Origin of the sequence: Nonomuraea sp. NBC_00507 (assembly GCF_036013525.1) — a bacterium.
GTDB lineage: Bacteria > Actinomycetota > Actinomycetes > Streptosporangiales > Streptosporangiaceae > Nonomuraea.
Window position 1 is genome coordinate 9,917,637 of sequence record NZ_CP107853.1, and the last position, 24,331, is coordinate 9,941,967.

Genomic DNA, 24,331 nt, shown 5'->3' on the forward strand with positions numbered 1-24,331 from the left:
TTATCCCTTCGTGGCACCGGCCAGCAGGCCGGAGATGAACTGTTTCTGGAGGACGAGGAAGAGGACCATCATGGGAAGCGAGGAGATCGCGGTGCCCACCATGACCTGGCCGAAGTCGGTCCTGGCCAGCCCCTGCAGGGTGGCCAGTGCGACGGGCAGGGTGTACATCTCCGGCGTGCGCAGCGCGATCAGCGGCCACAGGAAGTCGTTCCACGCGCCGAGGAAGAGGAAGACCGCCAGCGCCGCGAGTACCGGGCGCATGACGGGGATCACCACCCGCCACAGCACCCGCAGCTCGCCCGCGCCGTCCACCCTGGCCGCGTCGAGCAGTTCGTCGGGGATGGCCAGCAGCGACTGGCGCATCAGGAAGATGCCGAACGGGACGGACAGGCTTGGCAGGATCAGCGCGGGGAAGCTGTCGATCAGCCCGATGTCGTTCATCATCTCGAAGATCGGGATGATGGTCACGCCGCCGGGGATGACCAGCGTCGACAGCAGCAGCACGAAGAAGGTGTTGCGCCCGACGAATTGGAACTTGGCGAAGGCGTAACCGGCCAGCAGCGAGACCACGATCGCCCCCGCGGTCTGCACGACCGCGACGAAGAGCGTGTTGCCCAGCACGTTGACCAGACCGATCGACTCCTCCAGTTTCGCCGTGTTGGCCACCAACTGGTCGCCGGGGTAGAACCTCGGCGGCCAGGAGAAGATGTCGGAGTTGGCGTGCGTGGCCGCCATGGCCAGCCAGTAGAACGGGCCGACGCACAGCGCGAACACCGCGGCCAGCACGAAGGTGAGCGTCCAGCCCTTCATCGTTTCTGCATCCTCATCTGCGCGATCCCGAATCCGGCCACGATCAGCGTGAGCGCGTAGGCAATCGCCGCGGCGTAACCGAAGTCGAAGTAGCGGAAGCCGTTCTGGTACAAGTACAGCGAGATCGTCAGGGTCGAGTTGTCCGGCCCGCCGCCGGTCAGCACGAACGGCTCGTCGAACAGCTGCAGGGTGCCGATCGTGGACAGGACCACGGTCAGCAGCAGAATCGGCCGCAGCTGGGGCACTGTGATCGACCAGAACCTGCGAGCCGAGCCGGCGCCGTCCACCATCGCCGCCTCGTAGAGGTCCTTCGGGATGCTCTGCAGGCCGGCCAGGTAGATCACCGCGTTGTAGCCGGTGTAGTGCCAGGTGAGGGCGATGACGATGGCGATGCGGGCCCAGAACGGGCTGCCCAGCCAGTCGATCGCGTCGACGCCGAAGAGGCTGAGCAGCCAGTTGAGCAGTCCCGCGTCCTTGCGGAGGATCACCGAGAACATCACGCCGTAGGCGACCAGACCGGTCAGCGACGGCATGAAGACGCCCAGCCGCCACAGGCCGCGCAGCCGTACCAGGGAGGAGTTGAGCGCGAGCGCCAGCAGCAGCGCGAGCAGCAGCATGATCGGGACCTGCACGACCAGGATCAGCCCGGTGTTCCACAGCGACGTCCAGAACAGCGGGTCGTTCACCAGCCGCACGTAGTTGTCCAGCCCGACGAAGCTGCGTGCCGCGCCCGCGCCGGTGGTCAGGCTGATGTACATGGCGGCCACGATCGGATAGGCCTTGAACCCCACGAAGCCCAGCAGCGCGGGCAGGACCAGCAGGTACGGGATGTTCCGCTTGGTGACGAGGGAGCGCCTGCCCACCGCCACCCGCCCGGGGCGCGACAGTGTGAGTGTCATCCCGCGAGCTTCCTTTTCGTCTGCTGGGACAGCAGCGTGGCGGCCTCGGTCAGCGCCGCGGCCGGGTCGGCGCCCTTGAGCAGGACCTTCGTCTGCGCGTCACTGGCGATCTTCAGCGCCCTGGCGTAGTCACCCGAGTAGTAGGTTGCGTCCGCGCCCTCGGTGAGCGCGTCCACGAAGGTCTTGAGCGCGGGCTGATCGCCGAAGTAGGGCTGGGGCGCGGTGAACGCCGGGTCGGAATAGGCCGCGGTCAGTGCGGGGAAGACGCCGCCCTCCTTGAAGACCTTGTTGATGACCTCGGGCTTGGTCAGCGCGTACTCCACGAACTTGAACGCCTCCGCCTGGTGCGGGCTGCTCCCCGAGACCGACAGATGGGTGGAGTTGACGATCGCGGCGCGCTTGCCGCCCGGCGTCACCGCGGGCGGCTGCATGACGCGCCACAGGCCCTTCTGCTCGGGACGCATCTCGGGGATGTAGCTGACCGCCCAGGCCGCCCACGGCAGCACGGCCAGCTTGCCGCCACTGATGAGCTGCTTGGCCGTGTTCTCGCCGGAGGTGTCGGCGACGATGCCCGCGTCGTTCATCTTCTTGATGAGGGTCATCGCCTGTATGGCCGGCGCCGAGGCGAGCGTGACCTCGCCCTGCTGGTTGAAGTAGAAGGCGCCCTGCTGCTGCAGCAGCGACTGGTAGAAGTCCATGTCCACGCCACCGGCCGCGGGCTTGTTCAGCCCGATCAGGAAGGCGCCTGTCTTCTCCTTGAGCGTCTTGCCGGCCTGGATGGCGTCGTCCCAGGTCTGGATCTTCTCCGGGTCGATGTCTGCCTTCTTGAACAGGTCCGCGCGGTAGAAGAAGCCGACCGGGTTGACCTCCCAGGGCATCGCGTAGACGCCGCCGTCCTTGCCGGTCACCGTGGGCCACAGGCCCTTGGCGAAGGCATCCTTGTACGTGTCGGCGCCCAGCTTGCGCAGGTCGGCCAGGCCGCCGGGGAACTTGTCCATGTACCCGGGCAGGTAGTCGATGCCGATATGCAGCACGTCGGCCAGGCCCTTGCCGCCCGCGGCCATGCCAATGGTGATCTTGTCCCAGATGGCCGGGTTGCCGACGGCCTGAATGTCGATCTTGATGCCGGGGTGGGTCTGCTCGAAGTCCTTGGCGACGGCGGCCAGGCCGTCGGAGGCGGGCTTCCAGCTCCAGACGGTGATCTTGACGGGCCCGCTGCCCTTCTCCGGGGTCTTGCCGCCGCCGCAGGCGGCCAGGGCGAGCGTGCCGGTGAGTGCGAGCGCGAGGGCTCCACGACGGTTGATCATTTGTGTGTTTCCTTTCGGGGGGTGAGTGCTGCGCGGAGCCGGTCGGCGGCGTCGCCGGGGGTGGTGGCGTGCGGGGAGAGCCGGATCCAGCCGCCGCGCAGCGTGGTGGTGAGTCCGGCGGCGCCGAGTGCCGCGTGCGTGTTGGCGGGGTCGTGGCCGGGCAGCCGCACGCGGGCGATCCCGGCCGGCTCGGCGGGGACCAGGACCTCGGCGCCCGCGGTCCTGGCGGCATCCAGCAGGCTCGCCAGGGTGTGGGCGATCTGCCGGGCGATGTTCATTTCTCCGGCGGAGAGCACCAGGTCGATGGCGGCTCCCAGTGCGGCGACGGCGGAGAGGTCGGGGTTGGTGGGCGTGTGCGCGACGGCTCCGGGCAGCGGCGGCATGGGGTGCCGGGCTCCGAAGGGAGCGTGCACGCCCGACCAGCCGCCGAGACCGGGGGCGAGGCGGTCGGCCACCCGGTCGCGGACGAGCAACAGCGCCGCTCCCCAGCCCGCCCGCAGCCACTTCTGCCCGCCGCAGGCGAGCACGTCCGCCGCCGCCACGTCCAGCGGCACCGCGCCGAGGCCCTGGATGGCGTCCACCACCAGCAGCCGGTCCTCGCCCAGCACCTCCTTCAGCGCGCCCAGCGGGGCGCGGTGGCCGGTCGTGGCGTCCACCGCGCTGACCGCCAGCGCCAGGACGTCGTCGTCGAGGTGCTCGAGCAGGACGTCAGCGGTGATCGCGGCCGAGTCGATCCAGCGTGGCCGCAGCCCGCCGCGTTCCTGGAACCGCAGCCACGGATAGACGTTGGCGGGGAACTCTCCGCGCGGGACGAGCACCACGCCGCCGCCCAGGCCCGCCGCGGCGGCGAACAGCGCGTGGCTGGTGGAGGAGACGAAGGCCACCTCATGCGGGGCGCAGCTCAGCAGGCGGGCCGCGGCGGCGCGTGCACTGCTCGCCTCAAGTTCCAGTCTGGTGAGCGCTGCGGACGGATCGCGGGCCAGCAACTCCGCAGCCTGCGCGACGGTCCGTGCTACGGCCAGCGAGGGCGGCCCGATCCTGGCGAAGTCAACATATCCGGCCGGTTCCCGGAACTGGCTCAGATAGGCAGGTGGAACGTTCAAACCAGCTCCATACCAGGTAGAGGACATAAAGACAGCAGATAGCAGGAGGCAGTGCGCCAAAATGCTAGGCAGACGATATTTGAACGTTCATATCTGTGCAAGAGGCAGTTTGCCGCGATGTGGCAGAACAGGAGCTAGAGCTCGTAGAAGCGCTCCAGCGCGGCGGCCTTGGTCGGGGCGGTGCAGACGGGGCTTGAGCGCTTGGCGATGGCGTCCCAGTGCCGGGGCCGGCATACCGGAACGAGGCGCGCAGCAGGGGCACGACGCACGTCTGGACCACGGCCTGTGGCCAGACGGTCTCGATGGCCTGCGGCATGCCGCAGGCCGATCCGATGTGCCGCCGGCCGGAACACGAGATGGCCTCATGAGGCGAACCCCATCCCGAGGCGGTCGAGCAGGCGCAGCCACAGGGTGCGCCTGCCCGTCTCATCCTCCCCGGCCATTGCCCGGCGGGTGAGCTGGATGCCCGCCCAGGCGAGCGGTTCCGGCGGGAAGGGCACCGGCTTCTGCCGCACCATGCGCAGGCGGGTGCGCTCGGTGTCGGCTCCGGACAGCAGGTCGAGCATGACGTCGGCGGCGAACCTCGACGCTCCCACGCCCAGGCCGGTGTACCCGGCGGCGTGGGCGACGCGGTCGCCGTGAGTGAGGCCGTAGAAGGCGCAGAAGCGCGAGCAGGTGTCGATGACCCCGGCCCAGCGATGGGTGAAGGAGACATCGCTGAGCTGCGGGAAGGTCTCGAAGAAGTGCCGGGCCAGGAGCCGGTGCGTCTGAGGGCGGTGCTCGTGCTCGGCCCGGATGGACCGGCCGTAGTGGTAGATCGCGTCGTAGCCGCCCCAGAGGATGCGGTTGTCCGCGGTACGGCGGTAGTAGTGGAACTGGTGGCCGATGTCGCTGATGCCGTAGGGCTCCTGCCAGCCGATGGATTCCCATTGTTCGGGGGTAAGGGGTTCCGTGGCGAGCACGTAGTCGTAGACGGGGACGACGGCGAGCGAGCGCAGGCCGAGCAGTGACGTGAACGCGTTCGTGGCCAGAACGGCCTGGCCGGCGTGGATCCGTGTCGCGCCGCTGTGGACCGTCAGCCCGTCGCGATGCTTCCGCAGCCGAGCGACGGGGGTGTGCTCGGCGATACGCACCCCGAGGGCTTCGGCGACCCGGGCCAGCTCCCAGACCATGCGTGCCGGGTCCACGGTCGCGTCTTCCCCTGTTTCGAGGCGTCCGGCGAGATAGGTGGGCGATCGCACGAGGCGGCGGACGTCGTCGCGGTCGAGGAACCCGGCGACGTCGGGCTCCAAGGAAGCGATCGCATGCGGGCGGGTGGCTACCGAGAGCGCGCCGCCCGGCGTGAAGCCGCAGCTCATCTCGTACCTGTCCACGGTCGCGGCGATGCCGGCGAAGTTTTCCGCGCCGAGCCGCTCCAGGAGGTCGTACTCGTCGGGCCAGCGCCTGAGCCCGTTGGCACGGCCGTGGGTGAGGCTCGCGTCGCAGAAGCCGCCGTTGCGGCCACTCGCGTGCTCGGCGATGCGATCGCCCTCCACGAGGAGGACGTCACGCCCGGGATCTCGTTCCTTGGCCCGGACAGCGGCCCACAGGCCCGTGAACCCGCCGCCGACGACGACCAGGTCCGCCGTGATCTCACCGTCCAGCGGTCGCCTGGGAGCCGGACGGTCGGGGGTGTCGAGCCAGAGGGGCGTCGATATGGCCTTGCTCAGAGCGCGGTCGATGAGGGATTCGGCATGCATGGTGCGTTTCCTTCAGGCGTCGGGTGCGGTGTGGACGCGCTCGCCGCTGGCGTAGGTGAGGGCGACGCGGGTGTCGGCCAGGGCGGCGTCCACCATGATCTTGACGGTGTCGCAGCGCAGTCGGCCGCAGGTGAGGCGGTCGCGCTGTTCCAGCAGGGCGGGGATCTGCTCCGTCCCCTGACCTCTGGCCCACCACAGCGCGCCCACCACGGTGGCGGTGAGCCGGCCGTCGCGGGCGGCGGTGAGGTGGGCGTCGGAGGGGTCGGGGTAGCCTTCGGCGCCGGCCACCATGGCGTCCTGCCAGGCGGCGATACCGAGGCTGTGCAGCAGGTCCTGCGCGCGCAGCAGCCCGGTCGGCCGGTCGGCCGTGGTGAGGGCGGGGACGAGGGTGCCCACCAGGGCGACGGCTCCCTCCTGGAGGGTTCCGCCGGGGGCGGGGCGGCGTTCGATACGGCCGTCGGCCGGGTCGGGGGTGGCGGCGGCAATGCCGATGATCCACTCCTTGCCGGGGTTCGCGTCGGCGTAGGCGCGGATCCGGCGCGCGTACTCCTGCGGATAGGTGGTGCCCGTCAGGTCGCACTGCCCTAGTTCCCCTCCGCCCATGACGGCATGGACGTGGGCGTCCTGGAAACCGGGGAGCAACAGCCGTCCCCGCAGGTCGACGACCTCGGTGCGGGGCCCGGCCGGCTCCTTCACCTCGTCATGCCCGATCGCGACGACCCGGCCGTCACGGACGGCGAGACTGCTCGCCCAGGTGCGGGCTCCGTCCATGGTCAGGATGGGGCCGCCAGAGAACAGCAGGTCAGCATGGGGATGCGCCATGGAGGACAGGTCCAATCAGGAACGGCTGCATGCGGCGAGCGACACGGCTCGAACCTCGGCGTGGGGGCTGTCATCGCCGCCTGGCCCCATGGAACTACCGGGCCGCTTGGCCCGTCAACGGTGTTGTCGTAAGCTTGAAGGCGTGAATGATCGCGTCATCGGCGCACCACGCAGGCGGCGGCCAGCCAAGTCAGGCGTGGTGCTCTCCCGCGAGCTGATCGTGGAGACCGCCATCCGGCTGCTGAGCCACCACGGCGCGGACGCGCTGTCGGTGCGCCGGTTGGGCGCCGCCCTGGGAGCCGATCCCTCGTCGCTCTACCGCTATTTCCGCAACACCGACGAGCTCGTCCTGGCGATCGCGGACGAGCTCATCCGCCACGCGATGGAGGGATTTCGCCCGAGCGGGGACTGGCGGGAGAGCCTACGCGAGCTCGGCCGCCGCCTGTATGCCACCTACCAGCGGCATCCCGAGGCTGCGCGCCTGTCGGCGGCCCGGGTCACCCGCCGCCCGAGCGAGATCAGGGCCGTGGAAGTGGGGCTGGGCATCCTGCGCGCGGCGGGCTTCGGTCCCGAGCAGGCCGCACGGCACTACCACAGCTTCATCGACATGAGTTTGGGATTCGCCGCGCTGGAAGCCGCCGCCAGGACGCTGCCGGAGCCCGCCGCCACCGCGGACGAGGACGCGTGGCGCTCGACGTACGCGAAACTGCCGGCAGAGGAGTACCCGAACATCGCCGCGTGCGCCGACGCCCTGGCCGCGACGATGATCGGCAGCGCCTATGCGGGGGCGCTGGAACTCCTGCTCGACGGGATGGCGGCGCAGCTTCCGCGGCCTGTCAGGTGACGGGCGTCAATCGGGCCTGCGGTCCTCGACGGCCTGGCGGCATCGAGGAGGAGGGCCTCGGCGAAGCGCGCGCCGATGAGCTGCATGCCCGTCGGCAGCCCGTCGGCCAGGCCGGTCGGCACCGTGAAAGGGCCGGGAAACCGAGGCCCGGCACGGCGGTCATGTGCCACTGGGCGGGATCAGGTCGCGGGTGCGGGCGGGGTCAAGGATGTCGGCGTCCTGTTCGAAGGGCGGCTCGGCTGAGGTCGGGGTGAGCAGGACGGTGCCCGTGCCGAGCAGTTTCTGCAGGTCCATCCTGCCGCGTCCGTGGTGGCGAGCCGGTGGGCATTTGAGGGCCCCAGCGATCAGCAAGCTGTTCAAGGCCGAGTTCGGCGTCCGACCCCAGGGAGTCCAGGACGCGCGTCAGCCGAGGGTGAGACTCGCCACCGCCGGCCTGGAGCGACAGAGGACGCGCGGACCTGGAAGTCGGCCGAGAACAGGCGGCCGAGATCGCCCGGGCGGCCTTCGAGGCAGTCGACGAGCAAGTTCACCGCCGCCTGCGCGGTCTGGCCGGGCAGGAAGCCGAGCGTGCTGATCGGCGGGTCGGTGTAGCCGGCCGCCGGGTCCTCCGTAGCGCAGACCAGCAGCAGGTCATCGGGAACGGATCGGCCGAGCCTGCGGATCGCGTCAAGCAGGAGCGGCGGGCTGAGCTCGACCAGGGTGAAAAGCGCATCCGGCGGAACGGGGGCGGCCAGCAACTCCGTCACCGCGTCCAGCGTCTGCCCGACTCCGGGGGCGGGGAGGAACGAGATCCGCGGTTCGCGCCGCCGCTCGGCGCACCAGTCGTGGTAGGCGCTGACGGTCTGCTGGTGGAAGCAGGCCGTGGTCGCGCCCGCGGCAACCGCGATCCGCTCGGCGCCCGCCTCTTCCAGGTGGTCGAGGACCTGGCGTACGGCGGCAGCGTAGTCGAAGTCGACCCACCGGCCGATCTCCCGTGCCTCGTCGGCGGCCTCCGCCAGCGCCCTCCGGTCGGCGACCACGGGGACGCCGGCCACGAGAAAGTCCCTGACCATCGGGTCTCCCTGGACCGGGTCGATGACGAACACGCCGTCGAGCGGCATGTCCAGCCAGCAGTCGTCCGGCCCGTATGTGGGCAGCAGGACGACGCCGTAGCCGTGGGCCAGAGCCGCCTGGGTCGTGGCGGTGACGATCTGGGTGAAGTAGGCCAGCTCCGCGTAGACCCACGGCGTCTCGACGTACTCACGGGCCGCGACGCCGAGCAGGCGGGTATGCCCGGCGCGCAGCAACCGTGCCGCGGCGTTCGGGCGATAGCCGAGGGACCGTGCCACCCTTCGCACGTGCTCCCGGGTGGCGGCAGGGAGGCGTCCGGCCTCATTCAGCGCGTCCGACACGGTGGTCTTGGACACCCCCGCAGCGCGGGCCACGTCCACGAGGCGGACTCTGGGCCTGCGGTCTGACTGGCTCATGAGTGAGATCGTGTCATCTGGCCGGACGCTCCGCCACCCCTCTCAGCTTTGCAGAATCGTTCCATCGGGCTCTTGTGCAGGAACGTTCCTTCACGAATACTCGCTGCCACCCCAGCCGCACCCTTTCGTTGCGGCCCGTTCCGAAAGAGGTGGTCTGATGCGCACCTCCCGTTTCGCTGCCACAACCGCACTGCTCGCGCTCGCGGTCGCTGCCTGCGGCGCCTCACCGGCCGGCAAGGACGGCCCCTCCGGCACCTTCGAGATCACCAACGACACCCCACCCGCCAAAGGCCCGGTGGACTCCGTGACCTGGTCGCTCTACGCCGAACCGCAATCCCTCGACTACGTGTACGCCTTCGACTACCCGCCCAACACCGTGCTCGCCAATGTGTGCGAGCAGCTCATGCGGATCACTCCGGACATGAAGGTGAAGCCCGGCCTGGCCAGCGCGGCCCGATCCCCCGACCCCAAGCGCTGGGTGTACACGATCCGCTCAGGGGTGAGGTTCCACGACGGCTCCACACTCACCGCCGGCGACGTCGTCGCCAGCCTGCGCCGTCACATGGACCCCAAAGTCGGCTCGTACTGGGTCTCCGTCTACCGCAACGTCGACAGGATCGAGAAGACGGGGCCGCTGGAGGTCACGGTCCACCTGAAAAAGCCCGACCAGCTCTTCAACGCGGAGATGGGCACCTCCGCCGGGACCGTCGAGAGCGCCGCCTTCCTGTCCAAGGAGGGCTACGGGACCCCGGACGTCGGCGTCAACTGCACCGGCCCCTTCTCCTTCGGCTCCTGGCAGAAGGGTCAGTCGATCATCCTCAAGAAGTTCGCCGGCTACTGGGACACGTCGCTGGCGCCGAAGGCGAACACGATCAAGAACGTGTTCATCTCGGACCCGGCCGCTCGCGTCAACGCGCTGCTCGCCGGCGAGGTCGACGGCGGCTACCTGCTGCCGTCCTCCGGGTTCCCCAAGCTCCGCACCGCCGCGAACGGCACGCTCTACTTCGGCCCCAACACGACGACAGTGAGCGTGATCCCCACCAATCTCAAGGGCGCGCTCGGTGACGTCAAGGTCCGTAAGGCGCTGTCCATGGCGCTCGACCGCGACGGCATCATCAAGGCCGCCGCGGGTGGTGTCGCCACCCCGGCGAAGGCGCCCGGCGCCACAGGCGCCTGGGGCATCGCGCCGGAGGCGGCCAAGGAGTACTACGCAAAGCTCCCGGCACTCAACCGGGACATCGCCGGGGCCAAGAAGCTGGTCGAGGAGGCCGGCGCCACCGGCAAGAAGATCGTGATGGCGACCAGCACGCTCTCCCCGGAGATCGGCGTCATCGCCAACGCCGTGCAGGCGGCGGGCCAGGCCATCGGCCTGAGGGTCGAGCTGAAGGCGGTCGCCCCCGAGGCCTACACGGCGCTGTTCTCCGACCCGAAGGCCCGGGAAGGCATCGACCTGGTCATGACGGTCTGGTACGACTCCACCCCCGACCCGCTGGAGTTCTACGGGATCCTGACGACGGGCAACTTCGCCAACTACGGCGGCTACTCCAACCCCGAGTACGACGCTTTGGTCGATGAGGCGAGCGCGCAGGCCGACCCGGCCGCGCGCGCCGCGACGGTCGCCAAGTTGCAGGAGATCGCCGTCCGCGACATGGTGTGGATCCCGTTGTACGAGGTGCCGCACACGCTGTTCCTCAACAAGCGGCTCACCGGCGCGCCGACTGGCATCGCCCAGCTCGTCTTCCCGTGGGGCGCCCCTCTGGGATCGGCAGGTTGAGCTCGACCATGGCCGGCTTCCTCCTCCGCCGGATCGGCGGCATCGCCTTGACATTGCTGATCACGTCGTTCTTGGTCTTCGGTTCCGTCCATCTCGCCCCCGGTGACCCGGCGTCCTTCCTCCTGGGAGGCCGCTCGGCGTCACCGGCGGCCGTCGCGGCCATCAAAGAGCAGTACCACCTGAACGACCCGTTCCCGATCCAGTACGCGAAGTGGATCGAAGGTGTCGTCACCGGCGACTTCGGCAAGTCGGCGCAGTTCAGGCAGGACGTCGGCGGTCTCATCATGGCCCGGCTGCCGACGACCCTGTGGCTCATCGGCTACGCCGGGGTGCTCATCATGATCGGAGGACTTGCGCTCGGTACGGTGGCCGCCCTGCGGCGGGGCGTCGTCGACCGGCTGGTCCTCGTCGGCACGGGCGTCGCCACCGCCACCCCGTCCTTCGTCGCCGCGATCGGGCTGATCTCGCTGTTCTCCATCCAGCTCGGCTGGTTCCCCGCCTTCGGCAACGGGAGCGGCCTCGGCGACCGGATCCACCATCTGACGCTCCCGGCGGCGGCGCTCGCCCTGACCTTCGTCGGCCTGCTGGCCCGCGTCACCCGGACGTCCATGCGGGAGGAGCTGGGACGCGAACACGTCGAGGTGGCCCGATCCCGCGGGGTCCCCGGCTCGGTCGTGGTACGGCGCCACGTGCTGCGCAACGCCCTCGGCCCGGTCACCACCGTGTCCGGGACCATCGTCGCCGGCCTGCTGGTCGCCACCTCGATCGTGGAGACCGCCTTCGGCCTGTCCGGGGTCGGCCAGTTGCTCGTCAGCTCCGTCACCGTCAAGGACTTCCCGGTCGTGCAGGCGGTCAGCCTGCTGGTGGTGCTCGCCTTCGTCACCGCCAACCTCGTCGTCGACCTGCTCCATCCGCTCATCGACCCCCGTCTGTCCCATCCGAAGGGCGGCACAGTATGACCGCCGTACCCGTCCACCGGCGCAAGCTCCTCGCACCGCTGGCCCATCTCGTCACAGGCGACAAGCTCGTCGCAGCCGCCCTCGCCCTGCTGGCCCTGCTGATCGTGGCGGCGGTGTTCGCCCCGCTGATCGCACAGCACGACCCCGACGCCGTAGATCTGTCAGCGACATTGAGCGGCTCCACTCCCGAGCATCCGCTGGGCGCGGACCAGTCCGGGCGGGACGTCCTGTCCCGGCTGATCTATGGCGCCCGGACGGGGCTGCTCGGCCCGCTCATGGTCGTGATCGTGTCGACGGCGCTCGGCACACTGATCGGAGTGACGGCCGCCTGGTACGGCGGAGCCGTCGACTCCGTGCTGTCGCGCGCCATGGAGCTCGTCTTCTCCTTCCCCGCCCTGCTATTGGCGATCATCCTGGTTGCGGTCTTCGGCGTCGGGCTGACCGCGCCGGTGATCGCGATGAGCCTCGCCTACGCGCCATACGTCGGCCGGTTGGCACGCAACGTGGCCCTGCAGGAGAAGGCCCGCCCCTACATCCAGGCGTACCGGGTGCAGGGCTGGTCCGGCTGGGTGATCTGCGTGAAGCACCTGCTGCCCAACATCGCGCCGCTGATCCTCGCCCAGTCCGCGATCAACTTCGGGTACGCGCTCATGGACCTCGCGGCGCTGTCCTTCCTCGGCTTCGGCGTGCAGCCACCCACGGCCGACTGGGGCGCGATGATCAACGAAGGTTCCACGTCCCTGCTCCAGGGCGCCATGCTGCCCTCCCTCGCCCCCGGCGTCGCCATCGTCGTCACCGTGGTCGCCTTCAGCCTCGTCGGCGAGTCCATCGCCGACCGCGTCGCACGGCGGGAGCAACGATGACCGCGCCACTACTGGAGATCGAGAACCTGACCGTGCGGCTCACGGGAGGCGGGGCCGCGCGCCCCATCGTCGACGGTGTCTCGCTGCACGTCGCGCGAGGCGAGGCCGTCGGCCTGGTCGGGGAATCCGGATCCGGCAAGTCCGTCACCTGCCGAGCGGCGCTGGGGCTGCTTCCTGAAGGGGCTGCGGCCACCGGCGCCCTGCGGCTGGACGGGGACGACATCCTGACGATGTCGCCCGTCCGGCTCCGCGAGCTGCGCCGCCAGGACGTCTCCATGATCTTCCAGGACCCCAGGGCCTCCATCAACCCGCTGCGAAGGATCGGCGACTTCGTCACCGAGGGGATGCGGGCCGGCGGCGTGCTGCGTAAGGACGCGATCAGGCAGGCCGAGGACCTGCTGGAGTCGGTCGGCATCCGCGAGCCGCGCGCGGCGCTGCGCAGGTATCCGCATGAGTTCTCCGGCGGCATGCTGCAGCGCGTGATGATCGCCGGCGCGCTCGCCGGAGAGCCCCGGCTGCTGCTGGCTGACGAGCCGACCACGGCGCTGGACGTCACCACCCAGGCCGAGGTGATCTCGATCCTCACCCGCCTGCAGGCCGAGCGCGACATGGGGATGCTCTTCGTCACCCACGATCTGGAGCTGGCCGCGGCGATCTGCGACCGCATCTACGTGATGTACGCGGGCCGGATCGTGGAGGCGCAGTCCGCCGAGGGGCTCTTCGGCCGGCCTCGCCACCCGTACACCGTGGGACTGCTGGCCGCGACCCCGCGGCTGGACTCCGACCAGGCGCCGCACGGGGTCCCCGGGCGGCCGCTGTCGCTCGCCGAGGCGCCTGCCGGATGCGCGTTCGCGGCCCGGTGCGCCCACGCGCGGCCCCGGTGCGGCGAAGGGAAGCCCGTCCGGCGGGACGTCGACGGCGCCCAGGTGGCCTGCCTGCGCGTGGAGGAGCTGATCGATGAGTGAGCACGCGCTGGAGGTCGAGGGCCTGCGCAGGACGTTCGGCGACCATGTCGCCGTCGACGGCGTCTCCTTCTCGCTGCCTCCCGGCGGCTCCCTGGCCATCGTGGGCGAGTCGGGGTCAGGGAAGACGACCACCGCGCGGATGCTCGTCGGCCTCGAACGGCCGGACGCCGGCCGGATCCGCGTCGGCGGGCGGGACCGCTCGCACGCCGTGCGCGGCCGGGCCACCAGGCTGGCCCACGCCAGGGAGATCCAGATGGTCTTTCAAGACCCCTACCTCTCGCTCGACCCCCGCGTCACCGTCGCCGGGTGCGTCGAGGAGCCGCTGCGCCTGCACTTCTCCATGAGCCCAGCGCAACGCCGGGCCCGGCGCGACGAACTGCTGGCACGAGTCGGCATCGGCCAACGCGAGGCAGGCACGCTCCCCAGGCGGCTGTCCGGTGGCCAGCGCCAGCGGGTCGCGATCGCCCGCGCGCTGGCGACCGCGCCGAAGGTGCTGATCCTGGACGAGGCGACCGCCGCACTCGACGTGTCCATCCAGGCCCAGATCCTCGACCTGCTGGCGGAGATCCGCCGTGACACTGGCGTCGCATACCTCTTCGTCACACACAACCTGGCGCTTGTCCGGCACGTCGCCGACGACATCCTCGTCCTCTATCAGGGACGGGCAGTCGAGACAGGCCAGACCCCGGACGTACTGGCCGCACCCGACCACCCGTACACCAGGCTGCTGCTCCACTCCGTGCCGCGACCCGGCTGGGACCCGGCCAGGATCGCAGCCGACCGGCGCGCCCTCGCGGCCGCTCTGCGGAAGACGCCGCCCGCTCCGACGCCCTCGACGTCCCTTCGTTCTCACGCCGCAGAAACCGACTCCACGGAAAGGAGTGCGGCCGAGTGACCGACCTCCCCTACCTTCCCGCAACCGACGCCTTGCGGATGTTCCGCTCGCGCGAGCTGTCTCCCGTCGAACTGATGACCGCGCTCATCGAGCGGGCCGAGGCCGTCGAGCCCCAGGTCAACGCGATGAGCGAGCACATGTTCAACGAGGCGCTCCTCCAGGCGGAGCAGGCTGAGCGCGCCTACCGCGCCGGCTGCCCGCGCCCCCTGGAGGGGATTCCCACCGCCACGAAGGACGAGCAGCCGATCGCAGGACGGATCGCCTCGGACGGCTCGCTGGCCCACGCCAGCCACGTGGCCGAGGTCACCCACCCGGTCGTCGAACGGATCGTCGCCGCGGGCGGCATCGTGCACGCCCGCACGACCACTCCGGAGTTCTGCTGCGCCGCGTTCACGCACTCGAAGCTGTGGGGCGTCACCCGCAACCCGTGGAACCTCGACTATTCCCCTGGCGGCTCCTCGGGCGGTTCCGGTGCGGTGCTCGCCTCTGGCACCGCCGTTCTCGCCACCGGCTCCGACATCGGCGGCTCGATCCGGCTGCCCGCCGCCAACACCGGCACCGTCGGTTACAAGCCGCCCTACGGCCGGGTGCCGGCGATGCCGCCGTTCAACCTCGACCACTACTGCCACGACGGGCCGATGGCCCGCACCGTCGCCGACTGCGCGCTGCTGCAGAACGTCATCGCCGGCCCGCACCCTCACGATGTGGTCTCGCTCCGCCCCGCCGTCCGGATCCCCGACAGGCTGGGCGACGTGGCCGGGATGCGCATCGCGTACGCACCCAACCTGGGCGACTGGGAGATCGAGCCGGACATCGCCGCCAACACCCTGGCCGTGGCCGACGCGTTACGGGAGGCCGGGGCGGTCGTCGAGGAAGTCGCGGTCGGGCTGCGCCGCGCCGACGTCATGCGCGCCGCCTTCATCCACTTCGGCGCCGTCTTCGGCCCCATGGTCGGCCGGATCGCCGCCGCGCACGGTGACACGCTCACCCGGTACGCGCTGGACTTCGCCGCGCAAGCCAGGACCACGTACGAGCGGGGCGGTGGCTTCCTGGCCGGCCTGGAGATGGAGGCGGCGATCTACCGCCCGATCGGCGAGCTACTCGACCGCTACGACGCGCTGATCTGTCCGACCACCGGCGGGCCCGGCCTGCGGGCGGGCGAGGAGTATGTCGACACCAAACTCACCGTGAACGGCGTCGAGCTCGACCACTACATGGAGTACTCGCTCACCACGGTCTTCAACATCGCCAGCCGCTGCCCGGTGCTCAACGTGCCCTCCGGACGTGCCTCCAACGGCGTGCCGACCGGCGTGCAGATCGTCGGCCGCAGCTACGAAGACGCCACCGTCTTCCACGTCGGCGCCGCCGTCGAACACGTCCGCCCTTGGACGCACCGCCCGGAATCGCTTTGATCACTCCGCTCACGCGAGAAGGAGAAACCACATGACCGCCCCCGCCGACCTCGTCTTCCGCGGCGGCCCGGTGCACACGCTCGGACCGGTGCGCCCCACGGCCACAGCGATCGCCGTCCGCGACGGCCGGATCGTCGCCGTCGGCGACCACCCCGACGTGCGGCCCCTGATCGGCCGCGGCACCGAGGTCGTCGACCTGGCCGGCCGCGCCCTGCTCCCGGGCTTCCAGGACGCCCACGTGCACCCCGTCCTGGCCGGCCTCACCATGATCCAGTGCGACCTGCATGACGCCCGCGATGCGGTCAAGGCGGTCACGGCCATCCGCGCGTACGCCGAGGCGAACCCGGAGGCCGAATGGATCAGCGGGGGTGGCTGGTCCATGGAGTGGTTCCCGGGCGGAACCCCCAGCAGGCGCCTGCTGGACACGGTGGTGCCCGACCGGCCCGTCCACTTGATCAACCGGGACGGCCACGGCGCCTGGGTCAACACCCGGGCGCTGGAGCTGAGCGGTGTCGACGCGAGCACTCCCGACCCGGCGGACGGGCGGATCGAGCGAGAGGCCGGCGGCGCGCCGCAGGGAACCCTCCACGAGGGCGCATCGCACCTGGTCGGCCGGCACGTCCCCGAGCCGACGGCGGAGATGATGCTGCGGGCGCTCCAGGCCGGCCAGCGGAGACTGCACGCCGCCGGCGTGACCGCCTGGCAGGACGCGATGGTCGATCCGAAGGTGCAGCGCGCCTACCTGGCGGCGGCCGAGTCGGGGCTGCTCACCGCCCGGGTGGTCGGCGCGCTGTGGTGGGATCGCGACAGGGGTGAGGAGCAGATCCCCGAGCTGCTCGCCCGCAAGGACGAGGTGGGCCGGTTCCGCACCACCAGCGTCAAGATCATGCAGGACGGCGTGGTGGAGAACTTCACCGCCGCGATGACCTCCTCCTATCTCAACGGGTGCGGGTGCCTGACCGGCAACCGAGGGCTCAGTTTCGTCGATCCTGAGGCGTTGCGCGGGTGCGTCACCCGCCTGGACGCCGAGGGCTTCCAGGTCCACGTGCACGCCGTCGGCGATCGGGCGGTCCGGGACGCTCTGGACGCGTTCGAGGCGGCGCGCGCCGCCAATGGTGCCAACGACCACCGTCATCACATCGCCCATCTGCAGGTCGTGCACCCGGACGACGTGCCGCGGTTCGCCGCGCTCGGCATCACCGCCAACGTGCAGCCGTTGTGGGCGGCACACGAGCCGCAGATGGACGCGCTGACCATCCCGTTCCTCGGCCCGGAACGGGCGGCCTGGCAGTACCCGTTCGGGGATCTCGTCCGTGCCGGCGCCCCGCTCGCGGCGGGCAGCGACTGGCCGGTCAGCAGCCCCGACCCGTTCCTGGGCATCCACGTCGCCGTCAATCGAACGCCTCCGGGCGGGAACGCCGAGGTGTTCCTGCCGGAACAGCGGCTGAGCCTGACAGCCGCGCTGGTCGCCTACACGCTCGGCACGGCGCGGTTGAACCACCTGAACGCCCGGACGGGCACCATCGACAAGGGCAAGCTGGCCGACTTGGTGGTCACGGACCGCGACCCGTACGCCGTCCCGCCCGACGAGCTCGCCGGGACGTCGGTGCTGGCCACCTACGTCGAAGGCGAGCGCGTCCACACTGATCCGGCCTTTTGACGGCCCCAACCGGAAGCGCGGGCGAGGGCCGCACGGCCTCGCCCGCAGCGATTGCGCCAAGCAGGCCCGGCCTGATGCGCTGGCCAAGCGTGCAGGCGGGCCTTACAGGGTGACGGCGGTGGTCAGGCGGATGTCGTCGAGCGCGTGGCCGATCTGGAGGACGTAGTCACCACGAACCAGATGCCATCCATTGTCGGTCCAGATCTCGGCCGCGCGGCGCGGGATGTCGATGGAGACAGTGGTGCTCGTGCCTGGGCCAACTTCAGCGACGGCGAACCCGGCCAGCGGGCGGGCCGCGAAGCGTCTGGCACCCTTGGCGCCAGATAGACCCGCACAACCTCGCGTTCCTGCTTGAGGATCTCCCAAACGGTGGAGGGCGCGACCTTGATACCGAGGGTGGTGAGCTCGCCGTGCACGCGCCGGTAGCCCCATGACGGATTCTCTTTGACCAGCCGTAGAACGAGATCGCCGATGGAGCGCACGGTAGCGGCCATCCGGGCCGCTTCTTCCGACACATGCGAGCATGGCGCTTGCTGGCCAGATCGCTGGTGCCAGCGAAGGACGGTGTCCGGGCGGATGAGGAGCCGGAGCCCGCGCAGGACTTCGCGCGGCAGCGACGTCAGGAGAGCCGCGAGGAACGCCCGGTCCTCCGGGGCGAATCTCGCCCTGGTGCCGACGCCGAGTTGCCGTTCCGAAATGGTGATCTGGTGTCGCAGGGCAAGGATCTCGACATCCTTGTCTCGATCTCCCAGCGGCAGCGGCCGCAGTGCGGCAAAGGCGTTCGTGACAGTCAGGTAGGCCAGACGGAAGAGCACGGATGATCATTTTGCCCTCCCCCGGTGGCTGTCGGCAGCCGGAACAGGTACACGTCGCGACGCCGTTCGACCTGCACGGATGGCGTTATCGGCAAGTACAGTCTGCCACTGAGTCGTCGTTCATCACCGCGGCACGGCAGGCGGGACGGCTTGTGTGCGGCTGGGAACTTCGACTCGGCGAGCAACGCGACCAACTGGAGCGCCGGATGCCCCGGCGCTCCTCTCGTTCCGGATCTGAGCCGGGTCAGGACACGGGGGCTCCGTAGACGCCCATCTCGTAAATGGAGTACCCCCACGTTGTCTTGCGCCGTACGCCCTGCATGCGGACGTACTGCACGGCCTCATCCTCGGTGATCCGGATCACGTCGTTGCCGCACGTGTCCGGACGCTGGGTGGAGGCGGTGGTCCAGGTGGCGCCGTCGGCGGAGGTCTGGATCCGGTACTCAGCCGCGCAGGCGTTCTCCCAGGCCAGGGTCACGGCCGCGACCTTCGCCGGTGCGGCGAGCTTGACCTGCACCCATTCGTTGTCGGAGTAGCCGGAAGCCCAGCGGGTGCCCATAAGACCGTCGTTGACGTGCCGGGCGGCGAGCCGGTCGAGGCCCTGCTCCACGCTCGACGCGGTCGCCGTGCCGTCCAGAGCGAGGTTCTTGCCGCCGCCGGCGACGTCCCACAGCTGGATCCGGACGTCAGCCTGGACCAAGAAGACGTCGAGGACCCCGTCGCCAACCTTGGGCTGGACCGAACCCCAGGTGTTGCGCGGCGGGCTGACCCGGACCGCGCGGGCCTGCTGCTGCAGTTCCCGGGAGTCGGCGAGCAACGCGTCGGCCCTGGTCGTGTCCCCGGCCTGCCGGGCTTCGAGCGCGTCGAGCATGGCGACCATCACCCTGCCCCACAGCTCGGTGGCGGTCAGCCAGGGCGCGGCGTCGTCGGTGAATCCCTTCTCCACCGCGCCACCGCGAATGGTGGCCGGGGCCGCGGCGTTCTCCGCGTCCTGCAGGAGCGGCTCGAAGTTCTGCGCCTGGAGGCGGACCTCATAGGTTGTTTACCTTGGCCTCGAGGCTCGTCCGTAGCGGTTCTTCGGCGGCGCTCGCCTGGTCGAAGAAGTCACCGTCGCCGAAGGCGTCGTCGACGAAGATCCCGATCGAGAGGCCGGACGTGGCGGCCGAGGACGAGGATGAGGACGTCGTGGGCGCGGTGCCGCCGCAGGCGCTCGCGGTCAGCAGGGTCGTGGCGGCGAGGAGGAGGGCCTTGGTACGCATGTCATGAGTTTCTTGCCAGTGCAGGACGGGCTCGAAGGTCGGAGGAGTGACCATCCAGAGGGCCTCGACCGTCTCGGGGCCGGGGTTGCGGTACCAGTGCGGCGTGGCGCACTGGTACGTGATGGAGTCGCCGGCTTCGAGCACGTGACACGTGCCGTCGAGCCAGACTTCGTGCCGTCCGGACAGGACGATGCCGAATCCCTCGCCCGGATGGGAGAACGGAGTGGCGGATGTGTCGTAGCCGGGTGGGGCCGTCACCCAGACCACCTCGAGCGCGCCTCTGAGCGACGGGGTCAGCAGCTCCAGCTGGGCGTCGCCGGCGATCCCGTCACGCGCGCCCAGTGTGCGCCGGTCGACCCTGCGTACCACCGGCGACTGCCGCTCGGGCACGTGGAACAGATGGCCGACCGAGATGTTCAGGGCGTGGGCCAGCTGCGCGAGCGTGTTGATCGACGGGTTGGCGATTCCACGTTCGATCTCGCTGACCACACCGATGCTCACTCCGGACAGGTCGCTGAGCGCCTGCAGGGACAGGTGGCGCTGCCCGCGCAGTTCGCGGATCTTCGCGCCCACCTTGCTCAGCAGTTGCTCGTCAGGAGCGACGTTCGTCTCGGCGCCACCCCACGCAGCGCTCCTGGCCATCCGCGTCTCCTTCCGGATTTCGCCATATCGAAAAATTTCAATAGAACGAACATAGGTCGCCGGATGGATCTCGCATTGCGAGCACGATCGCGCAGGTAAGCGCTTCGCAGGATTGATGTCAGCGGCGTTGCGGACACCGGGTGTCGCTTGCCGAGCAGCCGGTCGCCGTGCAGGCCTGTCCGATGTGTCCGCGCGGCCTCGTACCGAATATGCAGCCGGTCAATCAGTCCGGGGCAGGGTCCTCGAGCTCGTCGATGAGGCAGGCGAGGTAGAGACTGAGACAGGTCCTGGCGTCCTTGAAGCCGGGACCGAGCAGCGTCTCGATCTTGTTGAGGCGGTAGACCAGCGTGTTGCGGTGGATGTGCAGCGCGTTCGACGCCCGTACGAGGTGAAAGCCGGACTCGCACCAGGCGGTGATGGTTCTCCTGGTGACCTTCCACCCGGGTTCCCGCCGCAACGGGCCGATCGTCGCCTCGGCGAACCTGGACCGCGCCCCGTGCGCCACCGTGGTCAGCAGATCGTGCACGCGTACGTCCGCGATTCGGGTGACGCGTTCGCCGCGCCCCAGGCGATCGGCCAGGTAGAGGGTGTTGGCCGCGTCCCGGTAAGAGTCGTGGAGCTGCGTGACGGAAGCCGCGAGGCCGCCGACGCCTATCCTGCACGCGATCCCGCGCGGCCGCATGAGGTCGCCGGCCACCTGCCTGCATCTGGCCAGCAGGTCCGCGAGCGGATCCGCGTCGTGCGGCGCCGCGAGATGGTGCAGGACGACGAACCGTCCCGAAGCGATGCTGCCGAGCAGATCTCGCGCGTCGGGAAACCTACGGCGCAGCACCCGCAGGATGGCTGAACGCAGCGTCCCGGGCTCCGACGGCGAGCGGATCTCCTGGGTCGGGGCGTCGATGTCCATGACCACGACACAGCGGCGCAGCCGCAGGTCGTGCCCCAGCTCGTGAGCCTTGAACGCGATGAGGTCGGGCTCGGCGATCTCCGGATCGTAGTGGGCCAGGTCTCGCAGGAGGTCCTCGACGGCGCTCTCCCTCAGCAGCAGCGATCGCTGGAGCAGGGACTCGCGGAGCAGGATCTCCGTCTGGTTGCGCACCACCAGGCCGAAGCGCTCGACCTGCTCCGGGTCGCCGGTGATGCCGACGGTCCCGACGGATTCGCCGTTCAGCAGGATCGGCAGCGTGATGCCCGGTTGCACGCCGATGAGCCCCCTGGCGGCCTCGAGGCCGTGGCTCGCCGCGCGCAGGGTGTGCATGACCTCGACCGACGCCTCGTGAAAGGTCCCCAGGCGCGCGGTGTCCCCGCTCCCGATCACCATGCCCTCTCTGTCGGTAATAAGCACGTTAAATCCGATGATCGTGCTTGTTTCCCGGGCGATCTCCTGGGCGATCAACGGTGTCAGCATCGGCGCCTCCACACGCGAATCAGGGCAGAGCTGTACGGATCATACGACGACATTTCGCAAATATCGTGACGATTCGTATTAGTCGGCCAATGACGTGGACGCGCTGGCCACCTAGTGTTCACCCATCAGCCAGGAGTCGCCCACCAGTCCACCCCGCGATCAAACGAGCGACGCCAGCGATCTACAACCCCCCATCTCCCCCGCGAAGGGTGAAAGCCTCATGTGGACCTCTCGAGTACCTCGTCCGCGTCTGGCGAGATTGGTCGCCGGGCTCGCCACCGTGTTCCTGGCCGCGTCCTGCTCCTCCACCGCCACCTCCGCCGAGCAGCCGGCGACGACCCCGGACAACCCCCTCGGCACCATCGAGCCCGGCGTGCTGACCGTGGCGATCCAGCCGTACGCCCCCTACACCGACAAGCAGGGCGACGGCATGACCGGCCTCGACGCCGACATCGTCAACGCGGTCGCCGAACGGCTGAAGCTCACGGTCAAGGTCGAGGTCACGGACTTCGCGGGCATGCTCGCCGGAGTCCAGTCACGCCGCTACGACATGACCGTGGGCGGCGTCGCCTGGACCGCGGAGCGCCAGAAGTCCGGCCTGTTCACCGATCCGCCGTACTACTCTCCTCCTGCCATGGCGGTGCGCTCGGGCAAGACGTACCAGACCGTCAACGACCTGCAGGGACTCCAGCTCGGCACGGTCGAGGGATACGTGTGGGTCAAGTCCATCCAGCAGGTGCCGGGCGCCAAGCTGCACGCCTACCCGGACGGCAACGGGGTCCTGGACGACCTGGGCGCCGCCCGCATCGACGTCGGGTTCCTCGACCCGCTGATCATCCTCGCGGCGCAGCAGGCGCGCCCTGATCTGAAGATCTCGACGCAGTACCTCACTCCGCCCACCGACGACGCGGTCAAGGCGCATCCGGCATACGACTACTTCCGGCCGTACATGACCGCCTTCTACCTGCCGAAGCAGGCCACCGCACTGGAGAAGGCCTTCTCCGAAGAGATCCGCAAGATGTACGCCAGCGGCGAGATGACCACATTGGTGAAGAAGTACGGCGCCGACCCCGACCAGTTCCTGAAGCCCGCGCCGACCATGGCCAAGACCCGCCAGGGCGTCGACCGCCCGGCCGACTGGGCCCCGCCGTCCATCTGAGCCTCCACGGAGATCCCCATGTTCCAGGTGCCCTGGCCGGAGTACGCCGGCGATCTCGCCGCCGGGCTGTTGAAGACCCTCGAGTACACCGTGGCCGGTTTCGCCGGCGCGGTCGTCCTCGGCTTGCTGCTGGCGCTCATGCGGCTCAGCGGCCTCCGGTCGCTCCGCTGGCCCGCGGCGACGTACACCGAGGTGTTCAAGAACATCCCGCTGCTCGCCATCATCTTCGTGACCTACTTCGGCCTGGGCTCCATCGGCATACGGCTGGACGTCTTCAGCGCGGGGGCGCTCAGCCTCGTGATCTTCTACGCCGCCTACCTCTCGGAGACCTTCAGGTCGGCCATCTCCGGCGTCCACCACGGGCAGCGCGAGGCGGCCGAGGCGCTGGGGTTGGGCCGGGTCAGCACGTTCTCCTGGGTGATCTTCCCCCAGGCGCTGCGGCTGGCGCTGCCCGGCACCAACACCATGCTGGTCGACCTGCTGAAGTCCACCTCGCTCCTGGTCACGATCTCCGCCGCGGAGCTGATGTCGGAGGCCCGCCTGATCACCTCGGCCACCTTCAGGGCGCTGGAGGTGTACCTGGTCATCGCGGGCATCTACTTCCTGTTGTGCTACCCGCTGTCCCAGGGCCTGCTCTGGTTCGAGCGCCGCATCCGCGCGGGGACTCCGCTGTCCTGGCGACGCCGCCGGCGGCTCCGCGCCGCGGCGGCCCTGCTCTCCGCCGACGGCGACACGCCCGCCCCCTCCGGTACGGCCGGCGGCCCCGTCCAGCAGGAGACCGTGGTCCGGATCGAGCACCTCGGCAAGTCGTTCGACGGCCGCCAGGTGCTCGACGCCGTCAGCCTGATGGTCGGTCGCGGGAAGATCGTCAGCATCATCGGGCAGAGCGGCGGCGGCAAGACGACGCTGCTGCGCTGCGTCAACCTCCTCGAACGACCCGAGCGTGGGCTCATCGAGGTCAACGGTGAGCCGATCTTCACGGATCGGGGGATCGTCAGCCGTGACCTGGCGCGGCTGCGCCGCTCGGTCGGCATGGTGTTCCAGCGGTTCAACCTGTTCCCGCACCTGACCGCGGTGGAGAACGTGATGCTCGCCCAGCTGCTCGCGGGCGTCGCCGAGCAGACCGCCGTGGAGCGCGCGGTCGGGCTGCTGCGCCGGGTGGGGCTGGCGCACCGGGGTACCGCCTACCCCGAGCAGATGTCGGGCGGCGAACAGCAGCGCGTGGCCATCGCCCGCGCTCTCGCACTGCAGCCTTCGGTCCTGCTGTTCGACGAACCCACCTCGTCACTGGACCCCGAGTCGACGGCCGAGGTGCTGACGGTGATGCGGGAGCTCGCCGACGACGGGATGACGATGATCCTGGTGACTCACGAGCTGACGTTCGCCCGCGACGTGGCCGACTGGGTGGTCTTCGTCGACGGCGGGCGCATCGTCGAGGAAGGGCTGCCCGGCGACGTGCTGTCGCGCCCGCGCGAAGCCCGTACGCGTGCCTTCCTGTCCAGCCATCTCGCGGTCAGCGCGGAGGCATGA

General features: G+C 69.8%; 22 protein-coding genes and 1 pseudogene. 10 read left to right on the top strand and 13 right to left on the bottom strand.

Annotation, left to right across the window (positions count from 1 at the left end; genetic code table 11):
• From OHA25_RS47815 to OHA25_RS47840, 7 genes and pseudogenes are all read right to left on the bottom strand, one after another.
• Complete coding sequence (locus OHA25_RS47815; RefSeq protein ID WP_327583481.1) at positions 1–810, bottom strand: carbohydrate ABC transporter permease; 810 nt, start codon at positions 808–810, stop codon at positions 1–3.
• Positions 807–1,709: a carbohydrate ABC transporter permease gene (locus tag OHA25_RS47820; RefSeq protein ID WP_127931646.1), complete on the bottom strand. Its 903-nt coding sequence runs from the start codon at positions 1,707–1,709 to the stop codon at positions 807–809. The genes OHA25_RS47815 and OHA25_RS47820 overlap by 4 nt, the downstream gene beginning before the upstream one ends.
• Positions 1,706–3,016, bottom strand: a complete 1,311-nt coding sequence (locus OHA25_RS47825; protein ID WP_327583482.1) for an ABC transporter substrate-binding protein — start codon at positions 3,014–3,016, stop codon at positions 1,706–1,708. The genes OHA25_RS47820 and OHA25_RS47825 overlap by 4 nt, the downstream gene beginning before the upstream one ends.
• Positions 3,013–4,119: an aminotransferase class V-fold PLP-dependent enzyme gene (locus OHA25_RS47830; protein ID WP_327583483.1), complete on the bottom strand. Its 1,107-nt coding sequence runs from the start codon at positions 4,117–4,119 to the stop codon at positions 3,013–3,015. Before OHA25_RS47830 ends, OHA25_RS47825 begins: the two co-directional genes overlap by 4 nt.
• Before the next feature lie 140 nt (positions 4,120–4,259).
• Positions 4,260–4,438 (bottom strand): annotated as a pseudogene (locus OHA25_RS61695) (transposase); the annotation flags it as partial.
• A 43-nt stretch (positions 4,439–4,481) separates the two neighbouring features.
• Positions 4,482–5,858: an NAD(P)/FAD-dependent oxidoreductase gene (locus OHA25_RS47835; RefSeq protein ID WP_327583484.1), complete on the bottom strand. Its 1,377-nt coding sequence runs from the start codon at positions 5,856–5,858 to the stop codon at positions 4,482–4,484.
• Between the two features lie 12 nt (positions 5,859–5,870).
• Positions 5,871–6,680 (bottom strand): amidohydrolase family protein, encoded by an 810-nt coding sequence (locus OHA25_RS47840; protein WP_327583485.1) that lies wholly within the window; start codon positions 6,678–6,680, stop codon positions 5,871–5,873.
• Between the two features lie 142 nt (positions 6,681–6,822).
• Here OHA25_RS47840 and OHA25_RS47845 point away from each other — a divergent pair, with 142 nt between their 5' ends.
• Positions 6,823–7,524, top strand: coding sequence for a TetR/AcrR family transcriptional regulator (locus OHA25_RS47845; RefSeq protein ID WP_327583486.1), 702 nt, complete (start codon positions 6,823–6,825; stop codon positions 7,522–7,524).
• A 159-nt stretch (positions 7,525–7,683) separates the two neighbouring features.
• Here OHA25_RS47845 and OHA25_RS47850 read toward each other — a convergent pair whose 3' ends face one another.
• Both OHA25_RS47850 and OHA25_RS47855 read right to left on the bottom strand, forming a co-directional pair.
• On the bottom strand, positions 7,684–7,818 hold the full coding sequence (locus tag OHA25_RS47850; RefSeq protein ID WP_327583487.1) for a hypothetical protein: 135 nt from the start codon (positions 7,816–7,818) through the stop codon (positions 7,684–7,686).
• Positions 7,819–7,880: 62 nt separating this feature from the next.
• The gene (locus OHA25_RS47855; protein WP_327583488.1) at positions 7,881–8,990 is read right to left on the bottom strand and encodes a LacI family DNA-binding transcriptional regulator; all 1,110 of its coding nucleotides are present in this window, start codon (positions 8,988–8,990) and stop codon (positions 7,881–7,883) included.
• A 157-nt stretch (positions 8,991–9,147) separates the two neighbouring features.
• On the opposite strand from OHA25_RS47855, the gene OHA25_RS47860 reads away from it, so the two are divergent.
• The 7 genes from OHA25_RS47860 to OHA25_RS47890 are packed head-to-tail and all read left to right on the top strand — an operon-like array spanning position 9,148 to position 17,518.
• Positions 9,148–10,764, top strand: coding sequence for an ABC transporter substrate-binding protein (locus OHA25_RS47860; RefSeq protein WP_327583489.1), 1,617 nt, complete (start codon positions 9,148–9,150; stop codon positions 10,762–10,764).
• Positions 10,761–11,723, top strand: a complete 963-nt coding sequence (locus OHA25_RS47865; RefSeq protein WP_327583490.1) for an ABC transporter permease — start codon at positions 10,761–10,763, stop codon at positions 11,721–11,723. Before OHA25_RS47860 ends, OHA25_RS47865 begins: the two co-directional genes overlap by 4 nt.
• Positions 11,720–12,586 (top strand): ABC transporter permease, encoded by an 867-nt coding sequence (locus OHA25_RS47870; RefSeq protein WP_327583491.1) that lies wholly within the window; start codon positions 11,720–11,722, stop codon positions 12,584–12,586. Before OHA25_RS47865 ends, OHA25_RS47870 begins: the two co-directional genes overlap by 4 nt.
• Complete coding sequence (locus OHA25_RS47875; protein WP_327583492.1) at positions 12,583–13,551, top strand: ABC transporter ATP-binding protein; 969 nt, start codon at positions 12,583–12,585, stop codon at positions 13,549–13,551. The genes OHA25_RS47870 and OHA25_RS47875 overlap by 4 nt, the downstream gene beginning before the upstream one ends.
• The gene (locus tag OHA25_RS47880) at positions 13,544–14,446 is read left to right on the top strand and encodes an ABC transporter ATP-binding protein (protein WP_327583493.1); all 903 of its coding nucleotides are present in this window, start codon (positions 13,544–13,546) and stop codon (positions 14,444–14,446) included. The genes OHA25_RS47875 and OHA25_RS47880 overlap by 8 nt, the downstream gene beginning before the upstream one ends.
• A complete protein-coding gene (locus tag OHA25_RS47885) occupies positions 14,443–15,858 on the top strand; it encodes an amidase (RefSeq protein ID WP_327583494.1) in 1,416 nt (471 codons plus the stop codon). Before OHA25_RS47880 ends, OHA25_RS47885 begins: the two co-directional genes overlap by 4 nt.
• 31 nt (positions 15,859–15,889) lie before the next feature.
• Positions 15,890–17,518 carry an amidohydrolase gene (locus tag OHA25_RS47890; RefSeq protein WP_327583495.1) on the top strand — a complete coding sequence of 543 codons (1,629 nt, stop codon included), beginning with the start codon at positions 15,890–15,892 and terminating at the stop codon, positions 17,516–17,518.
• Positions 17,519–17,620: 102 nt separating this feature from the next.
• Here the strand turns inward: OHA25_RS47890 and OHA25_RS47895 are convergent, their stop codons facing one another.
• The 4 genes from OHA25_RS47895 to OHA25_RS47910 form a co-directional block, all read right to left on the bottom strand.
• Positions 17,621–18,343: a fibronectin type III-like domain-contianing protein gene (locus OHA25_RS47895; RefSeq protein WP_442941973.1), complete on the bottom strand. Its 723-nt coding sequence runs from the start codon at positions 18,341–18,343 to the stop codon at positions 17,621–17,623.
• Positions 18,344–18,577: 234 nt separating this feature from the next.
• Positions 18,578–19,279, bottom strand: a complete 702-nt coding sequence (locus OHA25_RS47900) for a discoidin domain-containing protein (protein ID WP_327583497.1) — start codon at positions 19,277–19,279, stop codon at positions 18,578–18,580.
• Positions 19,280–19,364: 85 nt separating this feature from the next.
• Entirely contained in the window at positions 19,365–20,234 is an 870-nt protein-coding gene (locus OHA25_RS47905; RefSeq protein WP_327583498.1) for a helix-turn-helix domain-containing protein, read from the bottom strand.
• 223 nt (positions 20,235–20,457) lie between these two features.
• Entirely contained in the window at positions 20,458–21,642 is a 1,185-nt protein-coding gene (locus tag OHA25_RS47910; RefSeq protein WP_327583499.1) for a CdaR family transcriptional regulator, read from the bottom strand.
• A gap of 259 nt (positions 21,643–21,901) precedes the next feature.
• Between OHA25_RS47910 and OHA25_RS47915 the strand changes: the two genes are divergently transcribed.
• Positions 21,902–22,801 (top strand): substrate-binding periplasmic protein, encoded by a 900-nt coding sequence (locus tag OHA25_RS47915; RefSeq protein WP_327583500.1) that lies wholly within the window; start codon positions 21,902–21,904, stop codon positions 22,799–22,801.
• Between the two features lie 18 nt (positions 22,802–22,819).
• Positions 22,820–24,331, top strand: a complete 1,512-nt coding sequence (locus OHA25_RS47920; protein ID WP_327583501.1) for an amino acid ABC transporter permease/ATP-binding protein — start codon at positions 22,820–22,822, stop codon at positions 24,329–24,331.

Coding starts and splice junctions, on each gene's coding strand:
- OHA25_RS47815 (WP_327583481.1), bottom strand. CDS start 810: ATGAAGGGCTGGACGCTCACCTTCGTGCTGGCCGCGGTGTTCGCGCTG.
- OHA25_RS47820 (WP_127931646.1), bottom strand. CDS start 1,709: ATGACACTCACACTGTCGCGCCCCGGGCGGGTGGCGGTGGGCAGGCGC.
- OHA25_RS47825 (WP_327583482.1), bottom strand. CDS start 3,016: ATGATCAACCGTCGTGGAGCCCTCGCGCTCGCACTCACCGGCACGCTC.
- OHA25_RS47835 (WP_327583484.1), bottom strand. CDS start 5,858: ATGCATGCCGAATCCCTCATCGACCGCGCTCTGAGCAAGGCCATATCG.
- OHA25_RS47840 (WP_327583485.1), bottom strand. CDS start 6,680: ATGGCGCATCCCCATGCTGACCTGCTGTTCTCTGGCGGCCCCATCCTG.
- OHA25_RS47850 (WP_327583487.1), bottom strand. CDS start 7,818: ATGGACCTGCAGAAACTGCTCGGCACGGGCACCGTCCTGCTCACCCCG.
- OHA25_RS47855 (WP_327583488.1), bottom strand. CDS start 8,990: ATGAGCCAGTCAGACCGCAGGCCCAGAGTCCGCCTCGTGGACGTGGCC.
- OHA25_RS47860 (WP_327583489.1), top strand. CDS start 9,148: ATGCGCACCTCCCGTTTCGCTGCCACAACCGCACTGCTCGCGCTCGCG.
- OHA25_RS47870 (WP_327583491.1), top strand. CDS start 11,720: ATGACCGCCGTACCCGTCCACCGGCGCAAGCTCCTCGCACCGCTGGCC.
- OHA25_RS47875 (WP_327583492.1), top strand. CDS start 12,583: ATGACCGCGCCACTACTGGAGATCGAGAACCTGACCGTGCGGCTCACG.
- OHA25_RS47880 (WP_327583493.1), top strand. CDS start 13,544: ATGAGTGAGCACGCGCTGGAGGTCGAGGGCCTGCGCAGGACGTTCGGC.
- OHA25_RS47890 (WP_327583495.1), top strand. CDS start 15,890: ATGACCGCCCCCGCCGACCTCGTCTTCCGCGGCGGCCCGGTGCACACG.
- OHA25_RS47895 (WP_442941973.1), bottom strand. CDS start 18,343: ATGATCATCCGTGCTCTTCCGTCTGGCCTACCTGACTGTCACGAACGC.
- OHA25_RS47905 (WP_327583498.1), bottom strand. CDS start 20,234: ATGGCCAGGAGCGCTGCGTGGGGTGGCGCCGAGACGAACGTCGCTCCT.
- OHA25_RS47910 (WP_327583499.1), bottom strand. CDS start 21,642: ATGCTGACACCGTTGATCGCCCAGGAGATCGCCCGGGAAACAAGCACG.
- OHA25_RS47920 (WP_327583501.1), top strand. CDS start 22,820: ATGTTCCAGGTGCCCTGGCCGGAGTACGCCGGCGATCTCGCCGCCGGG.